Origin of the sequence: Grimontia sedimenti, assembly GCF_011045095.1 — a bacterium.
Taxonomy (GTDB): domain Bacteria; phylum Pseudomonadota; class Gammaproteobacteria; order Enterobacterales; family Vibrionaceae; genus Enterovibrio; species Enterovibrio sedimenti.
The window spans coordinates 186,707-209,193 of sequence record NZ_JAALDL010000004.1 but is presented as its reverse complement, the minus strand read 5'-3'; the positions used below and the strand labels follow the sequence as shown (position 1 = coordinate 209,193).

The window sequence follows — 22,487 nt, the reverse complement described above, 5'->3', positions numbered from 1 at the left end:
GTTAGATCAGGCCCAGCTCGCGCAGACGTTCCACTAGATAGCTGTTGGCCGTATAGCGCTCAGACAGCACCACTTCTGGTTTTGGGTGCAGGAACAATGGGAGTGAAATGCGCGATTTGGTCATGTCCGCCCCATCAGGATTCACAACGCGGTGCGTGGTCGATGGGAAGTAACCACCAGATGCTTCTTGCAGCATGTCGCCAATGTTGACAATCAGGTAGCCAAAATCACATGGCACATCCAACCACCCGCCGTCTTTTCCTAATACTTGCAGGCCAGGCTCATTGGCCGCAGGAAGGATAGTCAGTAGATTGATGTCTTCGTGAGCTGCAGCACGAATAGCGCCTGGATCTTCATCACCTTTCATTGGTGGGTAGTGCAGCACGCGAAGCAAAGTCTGCTCACTGCCATCCACCATGCTCGACAGGGATTGCGAGTACAGTGACGACACATTTTCCGGCGAGTGCTCTTCTATCCAGCCCAGCAGGGTTTTCGCCAGACCGTTGGCTTCGTCATAGTAGCCTTGCAGTTGATCTCTCAGATCATCCGGACACTGACCCCAAGGGTAGTAATGGAAAAACTCTTTGATGTCTCTCTTCTTGTGGCCTTTCGCCACCTCAGACACCTCTGCCGGGAATAGTCCGTCCTGTGTTTCTGGCTTGAATCGATATTGCATTTTCTCTTCGCTATCGAAAAAGCCTTGCCAGTTTTCATACACTGACGACACCAGATCCTGACTGATTGGGTGATTTTTCAGAACGCCAAACCCTGTTGAGCGCAGGGATTCAACAAAACGTTCAGCCGCGTCTGGCGCGTTGAAGTCGACTGCTTCCAATTTCATGGTGACTCTCTTGGTTTCTTTTTTGTTTGGGTAGATACCCAAACAACTTGAAGATGCAGCATTCAGGTCGTTTGGATATATATCGCACTTTCTTTGAAATGCGTTGCGAGAATTCTAGCAGTTGAGTGAAGCAGAACAATCTAAAGGGGTGAGAAAGGTGCGCTAGGTTCGTTCAACCAGCCAATGATTGAGCACTTCATTGAACTCAGTCGGCTTTTCAATCGGAACAAGATGTCTGGCATTGGGAAGACAAGCGAATTGCCCATCAGGATAGAGATAAGCGAGCACTTTTTTCGACGCGACGGGCGTGTAATCAAACTCTGAGGTCAGCATAAACAGCGGACATTTCAGCCTGGAAAGTTTGTTCAAAGCGTCCCAGTTCACCACGGCATTAAAGGCTGCAATGTAGCTTTCCCTGTGGTTTTTCGACCAGCGACTGATCACCTCATCCCGAGTTTGGGCGTGACCATCTCCCGGTAGGAGTTGCTTCGCCATCAGTTTGGCAATGGTTTCGACGCTAACAAACTTAAGTAAAAAGCGTCTTGAAGCCAGCATCCACCATTCATTGAGCTTTCTAGGGCGACATTCCGCCAGCGCATTTACCACACATAACCCCGCAACATACTTAGGAAATCGAGTTGCCAACTCAATACCGACCATGCCGCCCATTGACACCCCAACCACCAGCACATCGCGAAGTTCCAGCTTCTCAATCAGTGAAGCAATGATGACTGCACACTGCGGCAAACTGAAGGTATCAATGTCGCCGGGTGAGGCGCCGTGCAGCGGGAAGTCAGGTGCAATCACATCAAACCGGTCGCTGAATGCGTCGATTTGATGCTGCCAGTCTTCACTGCTCGAACCCAAGCCATGAAGAAGCAGGAGCGGTCGCCCCTGCCCTTTGCGTAGATAGTGAATATGAGATTCCATGTTTACAGTGTAAAGCTATCCAACACAGCGAAGTGTATCATCGCCTTTACTTTGCGCCTGCCACTCTTCGCGAAGCACCCCATAACGGAGCGAATCGTAGTACTTGCCTTCAAAGTAGCGAACCCGTCTTATCCGCCCTTCTTCCTGAAGGCCAAGCGCTTCGGCACATTTCATCATGCGCGGGTTACCCGACCAGGTTGTCAGGCCAATACGGGCGACGTCATAACGCTCAAAAAGATGGGTGATCCAAAGGGTCAGCGCTTTACGTCCGAGTTGTTTTCCCCAGTATTGGGAAGTGAAAAGCGTAATACCTACTTCCAACCAACGGGTCGACTGATCTTCCCAATAGCAGGAAAGGTAACCAATGGCCTCTCCGTTGTAGTCAATCACCATAGCAGTTTGCGCTTCTTTCAGGCGTTTAAACAGATGACGTCGGAATTGAAAGCGGGATTGATGCTCGAGCGGAAAATAGGGGGCATCGTGTGCCTTCCACTCGTTTTGCACATAAATGAAATGCCACAAATGATCACGTTCATCATTCCGGGCGGGTCGCAAGCAAATATCATCAAGCTTTAACATGTCTCTCCTTTTTCATGTCGCCGCGTTTACGCAGTCTTTTCTTTCTCCATTATCAAGCTACCGCAGCCATAAAAGGATAGCCAACAGAAAACGTTATTATTGATTATTATCGGCTTTAAACTGTGTTTCCTTCCCCAAATACACATCGTATTTCATTTTGTTGGCGATCTGATGCATTGAGCCAGCTATCAATTGGACATGTGAGCAGGTTTTTCTACGCTTGTTTATATGAACAAAGATCCATACAAAATGCACCATCACCATTAAAGGTCCGAGGACAGAACCTAGGGATACTGCAATGTCGCTAACACAACAACAAATCACACTGATCCAAACCAGTTTTAGCAAGGTGGAACCCATTTCTCTTAAAGCTGCAGAGATTTTTTATGACACCTTATTCTCTTACGACCCTTCCCTTAAAAGGCTCTTTAAAGGGGACATTAAACAACAGGGCAGAAAACTGATGGCCATGCTTCATGCCGCGGTCAATGGGCTGAACGACCTTGAGTCTTTGGTGCCTGTGTTGCATCAGTTAGCAGAGCGTCATGAAGGCTACGGGGTAAAGAAAAGTCATTTTACGCCGGTGGGCAATGCCTTGCTGCATACCCTGAAAGTCGGTCTGGGCGATGAATATACGCCAGAAGTTCGCGCCGCTTGGGTGGCACTGTTACACATAGTGGCAGACACTATGAAATCAAAAATGGCGGCTTAATCGGCCGCCAAGTGAACACTTTCACCTATCGCATTTCTTACTGACGCCTTTTCAATAGGCGTCACACTTAGCGGCAGCGGTAATTGCGGTGAGAGCATCTCTTCTAATTCCCCCACATTTGCGGCTGGACAGTCTAGCCATTTCCTCTGCACTTCAGGATTGAGCGGCAGTATTAACGGCATCGACTTCGCATGGTAAGGCGCGATTTTAGGGTGCGGCGGCAAAGTAATGATTGAACATGACAAGACTTCTTCTCCGGTTGTCCCATCAATCCAGCGCCGGAACAAACCACCAAACGCAATGGCACTCCCAACAGGATCCATCGCATAGGCGTTGCCTTGTTGGGTTTCCACGAAGCCTGACGCCGGAATAATGCAGCGCGTCTGGCGAAAAGCGTCAAAACCTGCGCTGCCTTTAACATTGAGTTTATCGCTACGGGTATTGAAGCTGGCGTATTTGGTGAGTGGGCGAATACGTCCGTCTTCATGGTGCATCAGCAGCCACCAACAGGCGTCTTTCAATACCGTCTCTTTCCCATTCGACACTACAATACTGACCGTTTCGGTGGGTGCAATGTCGTTACTTACCCTAATCGGAAGTTGGCCTAAATCTACGCCCAAGCTATCCAACAGCGCATGCATATAAGGATCATCAGTGACGTTAAAGCGTCCGCACATTGCATATCCTTTATCTTTCAATATTCAATAAAGTGTATACAAGGGTCAGATTGCACCCAAAAAAAGAGCCGCAATTGCGGCTCTCTAGACAGTTTTGATCCCAGCGTTACAGAGAGACAATCTCTGGGCCTGAGAACGCATTCACGGCTGGCGCCTCGCCCTTGAATTTCTCGTAGTCCACCAAACAGGTGTATGCACTACAAGCCTGTGCAAGCTCAGAGGTACCGACATCCAGTGTCACGGTATTTGGGTCGCCATAGGTATCAATCGCACCGATTTCAGAGCCTGTCGGGCCATACCACGCCCCTTCCTGAATACGGATAACACCCGGTGGGTAATCATCCGACACCACTGCGCCGGCAATCAGTTGTCCACGGTCGTTAAACACGCGGATCAGATCGCCATCTTTCACGCCACGCGCTTTGGCATCTTCAGGGTTGATGTAGGCAGGCTCTCGTCCCTGCACTGTGTAGGTTTCACGAAGCGCGGGAGATTCACACATCTGTGAGTGCAGACGTTTATCCGGGTGGCAGGATTGCAACCACATCGGGAATTTCTCTGACCCCGGACCACCGTGAGAGCGCTCGGCTTTCTCAAACCACATAGGGTGTTCCTGACAGTATTCGTAACCAAATCCGCCGATTTTGCGGCTGGTGATTTCGATAAAGCCAGAAGGCGTTCCCAATGGATTGAGCTCAGGATCTTCACGGAACAAAGCGTGACGGACAAAAGTACTGCCCTTACCAAAGCCGACATAACCATCCTTCCAGAAGGTTTCAAAGTCAGGCATTTCAAAGTTGCCTTTGTTGGCTGTTACACATTCATTGTAGAGCTTCTCAACCCACTGCATCTCAGTCATTTCCTGCGCGTACTCTTTGTCTTTATTCAGACCAAAGCGGGCAGTCAAACCCTTGAAAATCTCAAAGTCTGTGCGGGATTGATAGAGCGGATCCACCAGCTTGTGCATAGCAAGGACACCCGTCGCTGAATACGCACCGTAGAGGTCGATATCGTTACGCTCAAACTGGGTACAGGCTGGCAGCACAATGTCCGAGAAGCGGCAGGTCGCTGTCCACGCAAAGTCGATGGTGATAGCCGTTTCAATGTTGTGGTAGGCCTTCTTCATCCGGTTGTGATCCTGATGGTGGTGCCATGGGTTGTTACCACTCACCACGACCATTTTGATCGGCGGCAATTTCACTTTGCTGCCGTTGTAGTTGATCACTTTGCCCGGCTCTTCAATCGCCTCTATCCATCGCGCCACCGGAATGGTGCTCGCATAGCCTTTGAAGTCACTGTTGTTGTATTTCGGCTCCATGCCGGGGTCGAGGTTTCGAGGGAAACCACCCGGGCCAGCAGCGCCTGTCGCTGGCTCACCAATACCGCTGTAATGGTGCGCGTAAGAAACACCTGCGCCAGGAAGGCCAATACCGCCGAGCATACTCGCCAGTACTGCCCCCATCCAATAAGGCTGCTCACCGTGTTGCTGGCGCTGCACACACCAGCCGAACATCAATTGAGTACGTTCGCTGGCTAGCATTCGGGCAAACTCGCGAATACGATCAGCTTCTACGCCGCATATTTTGGATGCCCATTCCGGCGTTTTTTCGACTTTGTCTTTGGTTTTACCCATGACGTAATCGATAAAAGGTTCAAAGCCGAGGCAGTAAATCTTGATGAATTCTTTGTCGTACAAATCCTCTGTGTAAAGGGTGTGCGCCAGTGCCAGCATGAAAGGCACATCGGTTTGAGGATTGATGTACTGATGCTCACAGCCAAGGAATTTCTGGGTCTTGCTGACCACAGGGTCAACCGAGATCACCTTGATATCACCGCTGGCAACTTTGTCTTTCAGTTGATCGAAGTAGCCGTACACATCATGGGTTGGACACTGCCAGCCAACCTGAGCGTTTTTCACCGGATCGTTCGCCCAAATCACAATCTGCTTGGCATTATCCAACACCAACTGCCACGAGGTTTGCTGCGCGTATACTTCGGTTGAACCCAGCACGTAAGGCATGATGGTTTGTCCGGCACCTGTCGAATAATCCCCGATTTTCTTCACGAAGAAGCCGTGCATCGCCATCGCGCGCTGCATGTGAGTCGTACAGCTGTGAAACTGACCTGTCTGACGCCAGCCGGTTTGTCCTGCTAGAACGCCCGACGGACCATAAGTCTTCTGCACGCGCTCAAGTTCGCTATAGAAGAGATCAAGCGCCTGATCCCAGGTCACGCGAACAAAACGGTTATCACCGCGTGTGGTGTTCCAGCCTTCGGCACGTTTCAACCAATCAAGGCGCACCATGGGGTAGCGCACTCGCGATGGGTTATAAATAAGCCCTTTCACCCCTTCCAACATTTCAGTCGGGTGTTTGTCATGGCTGAACGCGACCACCTCGGCGACTTCACCGCCGACGATACGGGCGCGGAATGCACCCCAGTGAGAACCAGAGGTGCGCCAAGTGCCCTCCAGCAATTCAGAATTGGCGTGTGCGTCTGTAGCAACGAGAAGGCTGGGACCAATGACAGCCGTTGCACTGACAGACAACATGCCTTTAAGGAAAGTTCGTCTATTGATTGTCATCCTGTTATCCCTCTCAGTGTTCTACAAAGGTGCTGGAATGTTTCTGCAGGTACTTGAGCACCAAAGCCTGAGTTGCCTGATCAAAGTTAACAAAGCCCATCATGCCGTCGAACATGCCCGGCCAGGTGTTGGCGTCAAAGTGCGCCACATCAGGCTGGGTATGACACAAGCTACAGTTAGTGTCGTAAGCCTGTTTCGCTTCGGTCCAGATGGGGTCGATAGTGTCGAGGAAATCTGCTTTTTTCACCCAAAGATCCACTTCAACGCGCTGCCAGGTAAGGCCGGTCAGGTCGTCTTCTTTGGTTTCAAAAGTGCGGATATCGGTCTGGCTTTGTGCCACTTCTTTCGACAAGGCGGCGGAGGCGATATTCAGGCCAAAGTCTTCGTAGATCACACGACCAAAACCTTTCATCTTACGCCAGCCAGCGAGGGTGACTTTCGCCGCGCTGTCGTTCTCTTCAAGAATGGTCACCATAGAAGCAGGCTCGAGCACACCACCATCTTGTTGCAGGCCTTCATCAACATACATTTCCAGGAAATTGATGCTGTAAATCGGCGCACCTTTGTTGAAGTCTGTGCTGTGAGAGCGGGAAATCAACTTACCGATCAAGCCACCGGTTGAATCCATTTCCGCAGGCAGTTCGTGAGCGATCCCTTTGTGGCAGTCGATACAGCTTTGGTCGGTTTGCGCCGCATGCTGCATTTGGAAGCGCGACGTTGGCCTCATCTTATCAAACTGCATGCTGGCGTAATTGTGGCAGGCCTTACACTCTTTCGAGCCATTGGCACTGAACCTCGCCCATTCATGCTGTGCCAGCTCCAGCCGCTTATCGAGAAACTTCTCCCGCGTGCCAATCACACCGAAGACCTGAGCAAATACTTCTTTACTGGCCTGCATTTTACGGGCGATTTTATCGGTCCAGTTGTGCGGCACGTGACAGTCAGGACAAGTGGCACGGACACCGGAACGGTTAGACCAGTGGACAGTTTTCTGCAGCTCCGGGTATACGTTGTCACGCATGGAGTGACAGGAAATACAGAACTGCTCAGTGTTGGTCAGCTCCAGCGCGGTATTGAAACCACCCCAGAAGATCACCCCAGCGATAAAGCCCCCGAGCGTCAATGTCCCGAGACTGATTTTGGTAGCAGGACGCCGCATGGTCGCCCAAAGTTTTCTAAGAAATTCTTTCATGATTGTTTGCTCTTGATTGGGTCAGTGTATGTGCATCGCTGTTAGCCGTGACCCGGAGGGCCAAAAAAGAACACCTGACTCATCCAGATGAGAAAACCATATCCACCAATCAATACCACGCTGAGAATGGGGAACAGGAAGACGGCGATAAAGAAGAAAGCACGCCACTCAAACGTCCCTTTCTCGCCTTCCTGAACAATATCTGTTTCGCTTTTTTCCATGACGTTGTCCTCGCTTTTCCAGCTTCTTTTTATATGCCAAGCCGGAATTGAAAATGTGCTCCCCACAAGTCTAGGAGAGCATCGCTTTTCGCGTGTCTCTTTATTGACTCACAGAACAACACAAAGCCTTTGAATACAGTACGCTAGAGGGTATATGCGTTAGGAAGGAAAACTATTTCATTGTTAAGACTGGGGACAAGTTGTCCCCAGTCTTGAGTTTTACTGGCCTGTGGCCACTTTGAGGACTTCTGAAAGTTCGGTAAGCAGCTTTTGCGTATCGTCAGACAGACGGTTGATTTCACTGGTCGATTCAGAAGAACGGGTCGCGAGTTGACGCACCTCATCTGCGACCACGGCGAAACCTCGGCCATGTTCACCAGCACGCGCTGCCTCGATTGCCGCATTCAGTGCGAGCAGGTTGGTTTGCTCGGAAATGCCGTCGATGACCTTAGCAATATTGGAAATCTCTGAGCTGGATTTCGCCACCCCATCCATGATTTCGCCCATGCCATCACGCTGCTGAACCTGAGCCGTCACATCTTTCACGAAGGCGGTGTACATGGTTTTGCCATCAATCTTCACCTTGGAAAGAGACAAAAGGCCGTGATAAAGCTGCCCATCTTTACGGTGGATGGGCACTTCTCGGCTCGAACCAACAATTTTGTCGTTCCCTGTGACGCGATTTGAATTCACGAGCGAGTCATGGTTAGACTGAATTTCTGGTGGCACAAGTAACTTCACATTCTGACCAATCACTTCCTCCGACGAATAGCCCCAAAGCAATTCTGCTGCCGGATTAAAGAAGGTCACGATGTTGTTTTCATCGATGGTGACCACCGCATCCAGTGCCTGTGACAAGGTCTGGTTGATAGATTCCTGTGCCATACGCTGGGCAGAAATATCTCGGACAAACGCTGTGTAACCGATATTGCCACCGATATCGACTTTGGAGAGCGAGAAGTTCACCCAGATTCGGCTGCCATCTTTTCGCTGCATTTCCAACTCGCGGGCATTACCAACGATTTTGTCGTTGCCGGTACGGCGGTTGGTGTTGACGTAGTTATCATGGTTGGCCTGAAACTCATCTGGCACCAGCATGCGCACGTTATTACCGACCACTTCATCCGCCGAATAACCCCATAGCTCCTCTGCAGCAGGGTTGAAGAAGGTTACGTTATTGTCGGCATCAATACTGACCACAGCATCAATAGCCTGACGAAGTACCTGCTCGGTTTCCTCACTGGCAAGCTTCTCTTTGGTGATGTCACGGGCAAACGCGGTATAACCCACTTCGTTCCCGACTTCGACACGCGACAGGGAGAGATTCGCCCAAATCCGGCTACCATCGCGGCGCTCTAACTCGACATCCCGGCTCGTACCAACAATGATGTCAACACGGCTCTGACGGTTGGTGTTCACGTAGGTATCGTGAAACTGCTGGATTTCCTTTGGCACCAACATCTTCACGTTTTTTCCAACAACTTCATCTGCGCTGTATCCCCAAAGGGCTTCTGCTGCAGGGTTCATGTAGGTGACATTGTTCTGACCATCGATTGACACCACCGCATTAACAGATTGCTCCAGCATTTGCTTGTTTCGCTCACGCTCACCGAACTCTTTGGAAATATCCTTAACAAAGACGGACAAGCCTTTCCCACCAGAAACCGTAATTTCGGAAACATTCACTTCCACCCAAGCTTGACCGTTGAGCTGGGTTTGAAATGAACCTGTATTCAGGCTTCCAAGATTGAATGAGGAGATATCTTTCCCCTTCGCATCTTTTGCGGACATATTGAAAAGCCGTTCTGCCGATGCGTTGATGTAGCTCACACGGTTTTTACTGTCCGTGTAAAGCACTGCATCGTTGGCTTTGTCCAGTACTTGCTTGATGACGCTGTCGTTGCTGTTTCCGAAAAGTCCCATGTCTCTGTCCTACCTTGAGTATTGGAAGTCAAAAGCTCACATTTGTGACTAATACTCAAATCTTAGACAGCGTTGGAGATAACCCCAAATATACAAAGTTTGTTTTTGCAACTTGGTGATAATTAAGTGCTAATGAAAACTCGTGGATTTAGACGCCGTATTTACAGTGTAAAGCAAGATAACACCCAAAAAGCCCGACAAATTGCACTACGCTGAAAGGGTTAACCCGTTAAGGAATAAAACAAAAACAATGAAACCCAGCGCATCACCTATTCTCTATCACATTTATGTGCGTAGCTTTTATGACAGCAACGGTGATGGCATCGGCGATCTGCAGGGCATCATCGACAAACTCGACTATTTTGACTGGCTGGGTGTTGATGGCATATTGCTTTCCCCTGTCTTTGAATCTCCCCTTAGCGACTTTGGCTACGACATCACCAGCCTTCGCGGACTCAACACCGAGTACGGTGACATGGAGACTTTCACCAAGTTGGTAGAGGAAGCCAAAAACCGAGGGCTTTCCGTGATGCTGGATTTTGTCGCCAACCATACATCCAGCAAACACCCTTGGTTTATTGAAAGCAGTGCCAGCGCTACTTCCGCTAAGGCGGACTGGTATATTTGGGCACCGGCGAAAACCGATGGCACACCACCGAATAACTGGCTAACCATATTCGGAGAATCTGCTTGGCGTTGGCACCCCACGCGCGGGCAGTACTATCTGCACAACACGTTAAGCAACCAACCTGACCTCAATTACCGCAATCCCGACGTAGTGAGAGAACTCAATAAAAGCGTGCGGTTTTGGTTAGATACCGGGGTAAGTGGTCTGCGCTTAGATTCTGTGAACCTGTTTCTTCATGACGATAAGCTTCGCAACAACCCACCCCGACATTTGGGCTGGCAAGATGATGCCCGTACCGATCCCTATCGTTACCAGAGCCAGCGATATAACATCAGCCGACCGGAAAACATTCACCTGCTCAAGCAACTTCGGGTGATTGCTGATGGTTACGACGATAAAAAGTGGCTGCTGGGGTCTTTGAGCGATCCCTCTCCTTACGCCGTGATTGACCGCTACACCAGTGAAGGTGACGCCCTGGATGCAGCCAATGTGTTCGAGTCGCTGAGTCTTTGCCACAGTGTTGGACAGGTGGGTGAGCAGCTCGATGATTTTATGAAGTCGGTGCATCCCGGCATAGGCTGCTGGAGCACGGGAAACCACGATATTGCCAGAACCGTCAGTCGCTGGCAGGACGCCAACAATCAGCCAGAGGCTGCAAAATTACTCCTGACTATGCTGATGTCGCTGCAAGGGGTGATCAGCCTGTATCAGGGCGAAGAGCTGGGATTGCCAGAGGCCGATGTCCCGCCTTCTCAGCGCAGGGATTTATTTGGTAAGCAGGTGATCGCCAATTATGTTGGCCGCGACGGATGCCGCACACCAATGCCTTGGCAAAGCAGCAAAGAGAACCTTGGCTTCAGCGCATCACCTCCTTGGCTGCCCGCCGATCCTAAGCATTCAGAATATGCCATCGATAAACAGCAACAGGATGAAAGCTCTGTGTTGCATTTTACCCGCGCCTTGCTTCTTTGGCGCAAGCAACATGTCGCCATGCAGCATGGTGCTTGCCGCGTACTGGCCTACAACCAGACTCTGATGGTGCTGGAACGCCACCATGAGGAGCAAACCCTCATCATTGCACTCAATGCCTCAAACAATGAAGCAACAGTGAGGCTGAACCTGCCCTCTGAAGCAAAACCTCTTTCGCTTCCGCACATGGCTAATGCAGTGCCCGAAAATCATGGGGTGCTGAAGCTTCTCCCCTGGCAAGCATGGGTCGGCGAGCTTAATCGCAGCTAACTAATTTAGGTTTGCCTCAACCTTGTAGCACGTTAGGCATTGAAAAACAGGCCATACTTACGTCTAACGATCTTCGACACTAATACTAAATAGGCGTGAAAAACGCCAATCACGTTGGTCGTCTGAAGCAATGTCGCTTAAAGGAGTAAGTCATGACAGACCCTGTTGTATCCAATAACAAACCAATCAAAGTCGAGCTCGAAAAGGTAAAGAATATTACTACTGCCGGTGCGGACGCTCGAAGAAGCAACCCTATTGTGACGGCTCCCATGCCGGGACGGAGTTTACGCCTCTGGCCTATAAGGCAGACAAAGATGGCGAAGCTTGGTTTTGCGCCTGTAAACACACCGGAAATGAGCCTTTCTGCGATGGCACCCATACCCGCTATGCAGATACGGATGTCGGAAAAGAAATGCCGCCGGTTCAAAGAGAAAGCGCTTCCCCCTCGCCAAAAGCGACCAAGGAAGAGCCTTACGTTGAGTTGATCCACCAGCTCGCAAAAGAAGGACTGGAAAAGTTTGGCCACCACGGGCCGATGACCTCCATGGGCGTGCCACGCTACCAACTCCCAACCTGGGACGATATCCAGATCATGGTGGCGCAAATGGCAACGAAACCACTTCTGGATGACGCTTCTGTCGGCACTGAGCTTATCGTTGGTCCACGTGCGAAGAAGCCACTGAAACTCGACACGCCGCTGTTTGTGTCTGACATGAGTTTTGGTGCGCTGTCAGAAGAAGCCAAAGTGGCACTGGCAACCGGTGCGGAAAAAGCAGGTACAGGCATCTGTTCGGGTGAAGGCGGTATGCTGCCCGAAGAGCACGCAGCGAACAGCCACTATTTCTATGAGCTGGCAAGTGCCAAGTTTGGTTTTGAGCTTTCCAAAGTGCGCGATGTTCAGGCCTTCCATTTCAAAGGTGGTCAGGGTGCGAAAACCGGTACAGGTGGTCACCTGCCGGGCATCAAAAACCATGGAAAGATTTCACAGGTGCGCGGTATTCCAGAAGGGAAAGATGCCATTTCGCCATCCACTTTCCCTGATCTGAAAACACCCGCGGATTTTGCACGCATCGCAGACGAAGTGCGCCGTGAAAGCGGCGGCATTCCTATTGGTTTTAAACTGAGTGCTAACCATATTGAAGCCGATATCGGCTTTGCGCTGGATGCAGGCGCTGATTACATCATCTTGGATGGGCGTGGCGGCGGCACAGGTGCTGCGCCGACACTATTCCGGGATCATATCAGTGTGCCAACCATTCCGGCGCTGGCGCGCGCAAGACGCTTCCTGGATGCACAGGGCGTGAATGACGTTACCTTGATCATTACTGGCGGGCTTCGCGTACCGAGTGACTTTGTGAAAGCGTTGGCTCTGGGCGCGGACGGCATTGCCCTCTCCAATAGTGCGATGCAAGCGATTGGTTGTGTCGGTGCGCGCATGTGTAATTCCAACATGTGTCCGGCTGGTATTGCAACGCAAGATCCAGAGCTTCGCAAACGTCTGAATGTGGAGGCAGCTTCCGAGCGACTCTACAACTTCTTCACTGCATCAACCCATCTGATGCAGGTGATGGCACGCGCTTGTGGCCACGATCATCTGAGTAAATTCACTCACAGTGATCTGGCGACTTTCAATAAGGAAATGGCAGAGCTTTCCGGTATCCACTACTCCGGTACGGGCCCTTCAACGCTCTGATTCGCTTCCATTTAGCAAACAATACCAATCACAGTAGGTAGGTGATCAGAAATAGCGCAGGAAAAATGCTCGAGAACAAGGCGAAAAATTTCGATAAGTAGTTATTCTACAATCAAATTTTTCAACGCAGTTATCGAGCATTTTAACAAGCTAGGATGAGCAGATATTTACTACGATTGGTATAATAAAGAGGCAGGATTAAAATCCTGCCTCTTTTACGTTTTAAGCGGTTATTTGCTAATTACGGGGTCACAACCAGTGACGGTTTGGTTTCGCCCACCACAGAGCGTTTGAAAGCCTTTCCATCGCGATCAAACAGGTGGCAATAATCCGCAGGGAACTCAATACAACGTTTATCCCCTGCACGGATATTGGTTTGCCCCTCAGTACGAATCACCACTGGCTCGTTGCTTTGTGGCGTATTGAAGTACATCAGACACTCGTTGCCTAACTGCTCCACCACACTCAGCTCCACACCACCTTCTTGGATCGCATCTTTCTCGCCGAAACGAATATGCTCGGGACGGATCCCAATCACACACGGATCGCCAACGCTGGCCCCGATCGTGTTGGCAGAGACTTCCACTTCCTGACCACGGTGGATTTGGACGCGGGTCGTCTTCTCGCCGGTTTCCACAATATCCGCCGTCAGGAAATTCATCTTCGGTGAGCCGATGAAGCCGGCCACAAACGTATTCGCTGGGTGGTTGTATAGCTCAAGCGGAGAACCCACCTGCTCAACACGGCCAGCATCCAGCACCACGATCTTGGTGGCGAGTGTCATCGCTTCCACCTGATCGTGGGTCACGTAGATCATGGTTGCGCCAAGACGTTCGTGCAGACGGGCGATTTCCATGCGCATTTGCACGCGAAGCGACGCATCCAGATTCGACAATGGCTCATCGAACAGGAAGACTTTTGGCTCCCGTACAATTGCACGGCCGATCGCCACACGCTGACGCTGACCACCGGAAAGCTCTTTCGGCTTGCGTTCCAGCAAGGGTTCCAGTTGCAGCGCCGCTGCCACTTCGCGCACTTTCTCGTCCACGGTTTTGGCTTCGGTTTTCGCCAGTTGCAAGCCAAACGCCATGTTCTCGTAAACCGTCATGTGCGGATACAGGGCGTAGGACTGAAACACCATGCCAATACCGCGCTCCGGTGGTGGCAGATCATTACAGACTGTGCCGTCGATCTTCAGATCGCCCGTGGTGATATCTTCAAGACCTGCGATCAAGCGAAGCAGGGTCGACTTACCACAGCCTGACGGGCCAACGAACACCACAAAGTCGCCTTTATCGATGTGAAGATCCACATCCTTGGTGACATGTACCTTGCCAAACTTCTTGTTAACTTTATTTAAAATGACCTCAGCCATATTGCGTCCTTACCCTGTTAGTTCATTGCAAATGCCGCCTGATACGGCGGGAGGGTGACCGATCCATTTTCCAGCCTGAATGCAAATCCATGACCTTCCAGCGCCTGCCAGTTTCCTTCCGGCAGCGAAATAGTCATGTCTGAATCGGACAGGTTAAAGGCCACCAGCAGACGTTGCTCGTCGTTGTAGCGCACGAATCTGAGCCCCTGCGCATTGGACTGCACATCACTCAACTCGCCATCCACCAGCGCGGCGAACTGCTTACGCCAGCGAAGGTAAGTGCGGTAATGAGCCAGCATGCTGTCGCTTTGCTGCTCTTGCTTATCCACCGCCAGCGCGTTGTGGCGTGGGTCAACGGGCAGCCAAGGTTCTGCAGAGCTGAAGCCTGCGTTACCTTCATCACCGACCCAAGGCATTGGGGTACGGCATCCGTCCCGGCCTTTGTATTCCGGCCAGAAAGGAATCCCATAAGGGTCCTGAATTTTCTCAAACGGTATATCCGCTTCAGGCAATCCAAGCTCTTCCCCCTGATACAGGCACACACTGCCACGAAGCGAGGTGACCAAAGCCAACAGCACTTTGCCGTAAGCCACTTGATCCGTTTCATCCTCGCCCCAACGGGTGATACAGCGCACCACGTCGTGGTTTGACAGCGCCCAACATGCCCAGCCATCGTTGATGGCCCCTTCGATTTTCTCAATCACGGAAGCCAGGTAATCCGGCTTGCGGTGAATGTTGAGCAAATCAAAGGTGTAAGCCATGTGCAGCTTGTCGCTGTCTGCCGTGTACTGAGCCATCAGTGCCAGTGGGTCATCGTCGCCGATCTCCCCAACAGTGGTGATGCCATCGTACTGATCGAGCAATGCACGCAGCTTTTTCAGGAAACCGAGGTTTTCCGGCTGCGAAATGTCGTACTGGTGTTTTTGCATTGAATACGGATTGGTTCCCGGCACGCCGAGCGATTTACTGTCTCCTGTCGACAACCCAGGGTTGTCACGCAACTGACGGTCATGCATGTAGAAATTGACCGTATCGAGACGGAAACCGTCGACGCCCAAATCGAGCCAGAATTTCACGGTATCCAACAGGTGTTCCACGACCTCTGGGTTGTGGAAGTTCAGGTCAGGCTGGCTGACGAGGAAGTTGTGCAGATAATACTGCTGACGTCGGCTTTCCCACTGCCAGGCACAGCCACCAAAAATGGAGAGCCAGTTGTTTGGCGGTGTGCCGTCAGGCTTTGGATCAGCCCAGACATACCAGTCGGATTTCGGGTTGTCCCGGCTCACGCGGCTTTCCTGAAACCAGGCATGTTCATCCGAGGTATGGCTGAGAACCTGATCGATCATCACTTTCAGCCCCAGATCGTGCGCTACCTGCACCAGCAGCTTAAAGTCATCCAGTGTGCCGAACAGCGGATCGACGTCGCGGTAATCGGATACGTCGTAGCCGAAGTCTTTCATGGGCGATGTAAAAAAGGGCGACAGCCAGATGGCGTCTACGCCAAGCGCCGCCACATAAGGCAATTGCTGAGTGATCCCCGGCAAATCACCGATCCCATCCTGATTGGCGTCGTAAAAGCTGCGTGGGTAGATTTGGTAAATAACCGCGCCGCGCCACCAGGTTGATTCTTGTTGTTTCATGTTTCTGATTATCCCTTAACTGCACCGGCAGTGAGGCCGGAGACGATTCGACGTTGGAAGACCAGCACCATAACGATGAGCGGCACAGTCACAATGACGGAAGCCGCCATGATGGTGCCCCACGGCAATTCGTATTGACCGGCACCGGAAATCAGTGCGATCGCCACAGGAACCGTACGTTGCTCATTGGTCAGGGTGAAAGTCAGGGCAAAGAGGAACTCGTTCCACGCGGCGATAAACGCCAGCAGACCTGTGGTCACCAATGCTGGCCACAACAGCGGCATCAGCACTTTGGTGATGATCTGCCACGGCGTTGCACCATCCACAATCGCAGCTTCTTCCAGCTCAAGAGGGAGTTGCTGCATGAAGGTGGTGAGTACCCAAACCGTAAACGGCAGCGTGAAGATCATGTAGGCGAGCGCCAGACCTGGCATGGAGTTATAAAGCCCAAACGCTCGAATGAGCTCAAACAGGCCAGAAAGTACTGCCACCTGTGGGAACATCGACACCCCAAGGATTGTTAGCAGCACGATATTGCGGCCGCGGAAACGGATCCGTCCTAGCGCGTAGGACGCCGTCACACCCAGCAGCAGCGAAATGGCCACCACAACGGTCGACACCAGTACAGAGTTCAAGAGGTTACGTTCAAACACCCCACCAGAAAACACCGAGGCGTAATTGCTCCAATCAAACGATGATGGCAAATACTCCACCTGGAACAGTGCTGAACCAGACTTAAAGGAGGTCACGATGGCGTAGTAAAACGGGAACACCGAGAACACGACAATCACAGCAACCAAGAGGTAGAAGCCTACCTGCAAATACCATTTCTTCGACATATCAGTTGCCCTCGTTCATGCTTTTACGCCCAACGTAGAGATAGGCAATGGTGCAGAGCGCGACGATCAGGAACAGCAGCGTGGAAGCGGCTGAGCCATAACCGACATCCTGGAAGTCCACGAGGTTCTGTCTTGCATACACAGACATCGACATGGTGGCCTCGTTGGAAGGCGTGAGCACATAGATAAGGTCGAATACCCTGAGCGCATCAAGGGCACGGAATACCACGGCCACCATAACGGCAGGCATGATGAGTGGCAGGGTGACTTTGAAGAAGACTTTGACCGGATGGATACCGTCAATCTTGGCGGCTTCGTAGCAATCAGACGGCAGCATCTGCAAAGCAGCAAGCACCAGCAGGGCCATAAACGGTGTGGTCTTCCACACGTCTACCGCGATCACCACATTGAGCGAGAGATCAGAATCCGCCGTCCAGGCGAGTGGCGCAGCAATCAACCCCAAGGTCATCAGAAAGTCATTGATGATCCCGAACTGATCATGAAGCATCCAACCCCACATTTTGGCAGAGACAATCGTTGGGATCGCCCACGGTACCAGTACCGCGGCACGAACCAATCCCTGCCCTCTGAACTTGGTATTCAGCACCAGAGCGACCACGATCCCGAATACTGTCTCCAGGCTTACAGACACGATGGTGAAATACAGGGTATTCCACACCGCCTGCCACCAGGTGGGATCAAACAAGATGCCGTAAAATTCGCCGTCTTCGTAGATAAAGTAGTTATCGAAGCCAATGAATTCCGCTACCCCACTGCCATCCAAAGTGGCATTGGTCATACTGAACCAGAAGGTTCTCAGTAACGGCCACCCTGCCACCATGGCAAGCGTGATCATCATAGGCGTCAGAAACCACCAGGCGGCGCGAACGCGCTTACGCGTGAGTGCGCTGGTCTGTTCCATACAATTTTCCTCTGGAAGCGGCTATCAGGCGCTTAGGGAGCCTGATAGCCAGATCAACACTTACCAACGACCGTTGCGACTGATGCGCTTAAGATCTTTGTTGAGTTTGGTCAGCGCAGCATCCGCATCTTTGTTGCCGGAGAGCACGCTATGTGTTGCGTTCCAGAAGGCGTTAGAAACCTGATTGTACTTGGCACCGGTTGCCGTTGATGGACGCGGCGTACCGTTAGCAAAGGTATTGTAGAGACTGCCAAAGAAAGGAACGGCAGTAAGCACTTCTTTGTCTTCGTACAAGGCTTCAATCGTAGGGTTATAAGAGCCTTTGATCGCACGGCGTTTCTGCTCTTCAAACGAAGTCAGATGCATCACCAGATCCGCAGCAAGATCAGGATTTGCAGAGTATTTGGAAACTGCCAGCTGCCAGCCCCCCAAGGTACCGGCATGGCTGCCGTCTTCGCCGCCTTTAGGTAGCGCCACGACGCCGATTTTGCCTTTCACTGGAGAATCTGCGCTGTTACCAAGCGACCAGGCATATGGCCAGTTACGCATGAAGACCGCGTTCCCAGTCTGGAACACGCCGCGCGCTTCTTCTTCACCGTAGTTCAAAACGCCCGGAGGAGAAATGGTATCAACCCAGCCAGCCGCGGTGGTCAGTGCTTTCTTGGCGTTGTCATTGTTGATGGTGACCTTACCGTTTTCATCAACGATAGTGCCGCCATTGTAAGAGGCCACCCACTCCAGCGCATCACAGGTCAGGCCTTCATAAGCGCGGCCCTGCCAAACAAAGCCCCACATTTTGTCGTTGCCTGCTTCACGCTCACCTTTTTGAATTTTCTCTGCTGTTGCAGTGAGTTGATCCCAGGTGGTAGGTGGCTGCTCTTCATATTTTTCAAGTAAGTCAGTGCGGTAGTAAAGCACACCTGCATCAGTGAACCATGGCATGGCAACCAAACGGTCTTTCACTGTATTGTTCGAGACAATCGCCGGGAAGTGCGCCTGTTCAGCGCCATTTGAATATTCTTTCAGATCGATAAAGTGATTGCCGAGGATACCCGGCCAGATAACATCAATCTGAAACACATCAATGTCTTTGGCACCGGCAGCAAGCAGCTGTTGGTAGAGTGCCAGACGTTCAGTGGTAGAGTTAGGTGTGGTAACGATCTTAACGGTGTGGCCCGTTTCCTCCTCCCACGCAGCAACGCCTTCCTGACAAAGTTCCAGCTCCTGTCCGACAGCACCGCACGAAATGGAAATGGTTTCAGCATAAGCATTTACGCTTAGCAAGCTTGAAGCAACAACGGCTCCGAAGATAGCACGTTTCATGGATAACTCCCTGTCGCGTCACCCCGGTTTTACCCGTGTTTTTATCCCCGCCAGCGAGAGGTCGGCACTTCCAATTCATTTGGGTTAGCAGAAGGCGCGGCGTCATTGGACGAAGAGAAATCCGGGTAGGATTTTCGACCAATCAACCATCCAACAGGAACAGAGGTGTACAGTGAGTTATCGAGTAATACGCGCTGTGTTGTCGACGTGTCGCCCTGTGACAAGGCTTTGTCAGATCGCTCGGCGATTTTCAGAACCTGATGCCAGTTTTCAAAACCCTGCAGGCGTGCGACCACATCCAGCGCTTGCATGTGAGAACACTGCAATTGGCGCTTTTGCATTTTGGCCTGTCGCTTGAAGGCTTTGATGTCTGAATCAGTCAGGATCATGGATGTCACTGTGTTCCCTTAGGATCATTGACCGGTGAAAATACGCACGCAACGGCCCACTCGTAGCCCGCATCCCTTCCGGGTGACAACCAATTTCTTAGAAGTATTTTAGGAAGTAGATATTGCGTTAGCTTTGCCATCGTGGGCGGCCAGCCGATATCTGCGGCAGTTAGATAAACGCTAGCATTGCGATTACATATTTGCAACATGTGGAAATGTGACTGACCGTGCATTACCGACATCTGCCGAAATGCTGGACAAAAAAAACGAGCCAGAAGGCTCGTCAAAGGGTTAGCAAATCAATGCATCGGGCGAACCCAGATGCCAATAGGACAAAGGTATCTATTCGTAGATAATCCTAGACGGCATCGAAGGTTGGCATGTCAGAATTTTGTCAATAAAGGGTGAATTTTTCTATACACCCGACGCAACTTCGTCCAAAACAGCAAGCACAGCGCTGTCTAAATGACCGTCATAAACTTGACGACAAACCTTGCGTCGTACCGCCAAGCCAGAGATCAAGCGCTCGATAGACAGGTGTTTATCTTGCTGCTGGCTGTTGTAAAACTCGATCGTTTTACTCAATGTTTCGTAAGAGAGGATGTCGCCGTCTACGCGCAAATAATCAAGCTTATCCATGTAGGACTGGCACTCTTCTGCGATAGTGGCTGCGGGGTGTCCTGTCATGGCGGACAACGCCGTAATGCCGCGTTGCATCGCTTCCTGTGACGTGTACTTCGACAAGGTGATCGTCAACTCATCGGCATTGATTTCCACCAGATGCTTACGCAACTTCACGCGTCGTCCCAAACGGCCGCCACGCTTTTCCTTACGTTGGATAGGCTCAAACTCGCCATCAATGATCTCGGAAAGCTGATCAAGGTCCTGCTTAGGCAAGATCTCATTACGCAGCGGGTTTGGCATGGTCGGCGCAAGGGATCGTTTCCCTTCGTTGTAAGTCTTGGCGCGGGAGAAACGGATCACTTCATCCACGTTGCACTTGATGTCAATGCGATAGTCCGGATGCTTCTTGTCGTCATCCAATCGGTAAAGCGTCAGGTGATAACCATACAAATTCACGGCAAACACGCCGTCGGCGATCGCTTCCTTCTTCGCCATCTTACGAAGCTCACGGATCAGATCGCTCGAAAAACGCCGCCATTCGATGTTTCTCGCCATTTTCTGGTTCAAGTCGCTCAATGTCATGGAATCTTCCAATCGACGCGACATACGGCTTCTGAAGAGGCTATAGAGCTGGAAAACCAGGGTATGCTGGCGCAAAATCTCTGGCGGGAACAGGAAGAAGTAATCTCGGGTCATCAATTCTTCAAAAAACGATGGCTCCCAAACCATGATATAAAGATTCGGCTTGATGCGGATTTCACCATCCTCCCCTTCCCTTGGTGCTTCTTCCGATGCGGTGATCGTGCGGGCGATAAAACGGAAGCGATCACTCTTGAAGCCTTCTGGCATGTTTTCGCTAAGCCAGCGTCCGGTCAGTTCGTGAAGCTGAAAATCGGTAAATTCAATACGATCAATACTTTCCCGAATGGAATCACGTGCCGGTCCGCTGTCTTTCTTTCCGCGTAAAGAGAGGATATCCGTGATGTAAACCGGTGTTTTGTTCCCCACTTTCTGGGTTTGTAATTCATAACTTGGCAGATGGTGATCGTGGTACTGCACCGTTAGGGTAAACAGCGCAAACAAGGTCATCAGATCGTCCACCGTCATGATCGATTTAGAGGATCGTGTCTCGATGATCGCTTTGGTGCCACTGATCGCCACCATAGATTTCTGGTAGCTTTTCTTGGTACGCGGGGGCGCCAAAGCCTGGTCGATAATACCTGCCCAGCTGGTGGGAGAAATCAGGATCTGATCTTTTTCATCAGGCATGGTTGGCGGGGTGCCGAGACCGTGTTCATGCAGTAATTGCTTGTTCACGTGGTTTTGCGCCAGCGCTTTGGATCGTTTTTGCTTCGCAATGACTTTGGTTTTTTCAGATTGAAGGCCTGCAGAGCCCAAGACAGAAATCAGCTGGCTGGGGTTTACAAAGCGGTGCAGCATGGTTTTGCCCGCAAGACCTTCTTCAAAGCGCACGCCCTGCTGGGTAAACAAACCAATCTGCACGGCGGCACGCAGTCTTTGCTGTATGGCTGCACGGGTAAGTTGGCCATCCGTTGCTTCAACCAATTCTGTGGTTGAAACCAGACCATCTTTCGAAGAAAAGCCACGCAATGAAATGAGGTTGAGTAGCTCTAGAATACTTTTGGTTACACCTCTGAAGTGTTCATACTGTGGAAGCCAATCTACCAGTTGGCCGTGAACTTCAAACAGGTGACCGTCTTTGTGGGATCGAGGGGCTGTGATCAATATTTTTTCAGAGGGACTTGAGGCCATTCGCCACAGCTCCTTGTTAAGCCAATGTGTTATAAGAATACAGATGCCCGTAATTACGCCATCTTTCCGAAAAGATTAAAAGAAAAAATGAAAGAAAGAAAGATCTTTTTGTAGAGGTTTTTAAACTGATCTTTTTGATTTAAATAGATCTAATTGATTCTATGATCTTATGATCCGGGCAAAGGGATGGCTGTAACGTATTGTTATTATTAAATATAAATTTCATCCATATCGAAACGATGATCAGGGTATCCTTGGAAAGATGATCAATAAAACATTGAAAGCATGATCATTATAAGGCCGAAACGATGATCATCAACGATTCGAAAGTGTGATCATCGAATGTCCAAAAGCATGATCATGGTACTTTCACAACTTATCCA

The 22,487-nt window shown here is 50.9% G+C and carries 17 protein-coding genes and 1 pseudogene; 3 read left to right on the top strand and 15 right to left on the bottom strand.

Going from position 1 to position 22,487, the window contains the following annotated elements:
- Position 1 precedes the first annotated feature (1 nt).
- The 3 genes from G5S52_RS07905 to G5S52_RS07895 all read right to left on the bottom strand — a co-directional run bounded on the left by G5S52_RS07905 (position 2) and on the right by G5S52_RS07895 (position 2,350).
- A complete protein-coding gene (locus G5S52_RS07905) occupies positions 2-841 on the bottom strand; it encodes an isopenicillin N synthase family dioxygenase (protein WP_165012569.1) in 840 nt (279 codons plus the stop codon).
- A 162-nt stretch (positions 842-1,003) separates the two neighbouring features.
- A complete protein-coding gene (locus G5S52_RS07900; RefSeq protein WP_165012567.1) occupies positions 1,004-1,771 on the bottom strand; it encodes an alpha/beta fold hydrolase in 768 nt (255 codons plus the stop codon).
- A 15-nt stretch (positions 1,772-1,786) separates the two neighbouring features.
- Complete coding sequence (locus tag G5S52_RS07895; protein WP_046303930.1) at positions 1,787-2,350, bottom strand: GNAT family N-acetyltransferase; 564 nt, start codon at positions 2,348-2,350, stop codon at positions 1,787-1,789.
- Between the two features lie 298 nt (positions 2,351-2,648).
- Here G5S52_RS07895 and G5S52_RS07890 point away from each other — a divergent pair, with 298 nt between their 5' ends.
- Positions 2,649-3,062, top strand: a complete 414-nt coding sequence (locus tag G5S52_RS07890; protein ID WP_165012565.1) for a globin family protein — start codon at positions 2,649-2,651, stop codon at positions 3,060-3,062.
- Here the strand turns inward: G5S52_RS07890 and G5S52_RS07885 are convergent.
- The 5 genes from G5S52_RS07885 to G5S52_RS07865 form a co-directional block, all read right to left on the bottom strand.
- Entirely contained in the window at positions 3,059-3,739 is a 681-nt protein-coding gene (locus G5S52_RS07885; RefSeq protein ID WP_165012563.1) for an SOS response-associated peptidase, read from the bottom strand. The genes G5S52_RS07890 and G5S52_RS07885 overlap by 4 nt on opposite strands.
- A gap of 106 nt (positions 3,740-3,845) precedes the next feature.
- Positions 3,846-6,323 carry a trimethylamine-N-oxide reductase TorA gene (torA, locus tag G5S52_RS07880; protein WP_046308191.1) on the bottom strand — a complete coding sequence of 826 codons (2,478 nt, stop codon included), beginning with the start codon at positions 6,321-6,323 and terminating at the stop codon, positions 3,846-3,848.
- 13 nt (positions 6,324-6,336) lie between these two features.
- A complete protein-coding gene (torC, locus tag G5S52_RS07875) occupies positions 6,337-7,515 on the bottom strand; it encodes a pentaheme c-type cytochrome TorC (protein WP_165012561.1) in 1,179 nt (392 codons plus the stop codon).
- Between the two features lie 41 nt (positions 7,516-7,556).
- Positions 7,557-7,736, bottom strand: a complete 180-nt coding sequence (locus G5S52_RS07870) for a periplasmic nitrate reductase, NapE protein (RefSeq protein ID WP_046308195.1) — start codon at positions 7,734-7,736, stop codon at positions 7,557-7,559.
- Positions 7,737-7,955: 219 nt separating this feature from the next.
- Positions 7,956-9,659 carry a PAS domain S-box protein gene (locus G5S52_RS07865; protein ID WP_165012559.1) on the bottom strand — a complete coding sequence of 568 codons (1,704 nt, stop codon included), beginning with the start codon at positions 9,657-9,659 and terminating at the stop codon, positions 7,956-7,958.
- 250 nt (positions 9,660-9,909) lie between these two features.
- On the opposite strand from G5S52_RS07865, the gene G5S52_RS07860 reads away from it, so the two are divergent.
- Together G5S52_RS07860 and G5S52_RS07855 are read left to right on the top strand one after the other, a co-directional pair.
- Positions 9,910-11,526: an alpha-amylase family glycosyl hydrolase gene (locus tag G5S52_RS07860; RefSeq protein ID WP_165012558.1), complete on the top strand. Its 1,617-nt coding sequence runs from the start codon at positions 9,910-9,912 to the stop codon at positions 11,524-11,526.
- A gap of 152 nt (positions 11,527-11,678) precedes the next feature.
- A pseudogene (locus G5S52_RS07855) lies at positions 11,679-13,219 on the top strand (glutamate synthase-related protein).
- Positions 13,220-13,460: 241 nt separating this feature from the next.
- Here G5S52_RS07855 and G5S52_RS07850 read toward each other — a convergent pair.
- The 7 genes from G5S52_RS07850 to G5S52_RS07820 all read right to left on the bottom strand — a co-directional run bounded on the left by G5S52_RS07850 (position 13,461) and on the right by G5S52_RS07820 (position 22,104).
- Positions 13,461-14,594, bottom strand: a complete 1,134-nt coding sequence (locus G5S52_RS07850; protein WP_165012557.1) for an ABC transporter ATP-binding protein — start codon at positions 14,592-14,594, stop codon at positions 13,461-13,463.
- A gap of 17 nt (positions 14,595-14,611) precedes the next feature.
- Positions 14,612-16,234, bottom strand: coding sequence for an alpha-glucosidase (locus tag G5S52_RS07845; protein WP_165012556.1), 1,623 nt, complete (start codon positions 16,232-16,234; stop codon positions 14,612-14,614).
- 8 nt (positions 16,235-16,242) lie between these two features.
- Positions 16,243-17,073 carry a carbohydrate ABC transporter permease gene (locus G5S52_RS07840; protein WP_002542581.1) on the bottom strand — a complete coding sequence of 277 codons (831 nt, stop codon included), beginning with the start codon at positions 17,071-17,073 and terminating at the stop codon, positions 16,243-16,245.
- A 1-nt stretch (position 17,074) separates the two neighbouring features.
- Entirely contained in the window at positions 17,075-17,995 is a 921-nt protein-coding gene (locus G5S52_RS07835; protein ID WP_165012555.1) for a carbohydrate ABC transporter permease, read from the bottom strand.
- Between the two features lie 60 nt (positions 17,996-18,055).
- Positions 18,056-19,318, bottom strand: coding sequence for an ABC transporter substrate-binding protein (locus tag G5S52_RS07830; RefSeq protein WP_165012554.1), 1,263 nt, complete (start codon positions 19,316-19,318; stop codon positions 18,056-18,058).
- A 41-nt stretch (positions 19,319-19,359) separates the two neighbouring features.
- Positions 19,360-19,707: a hypothetical protein gene (locus G5S52_RS07825; RefSeq protein ID WP_205743834.1), complete on the bottom strand. Its 348-nt coding sequence runs from the start codon at positions 19,705-19,707 to the stop codon at positions 19,360-19,362.
- Positions 19,708-20,121: 414 nt separating this feature from the next.
- Positions 20,122-22,104, bottom strand: coding sequence for a replication initiator protein RctB domain-containing protein (locus G5S52_RS07820; protein WP_165012552.1), 1,983 nt, complete (start codon positions 22,102-22,104; stop codon positions 20,122-20,124).
- Positions 22,105-22,487 lie beyond the last annotated feature (383 nt).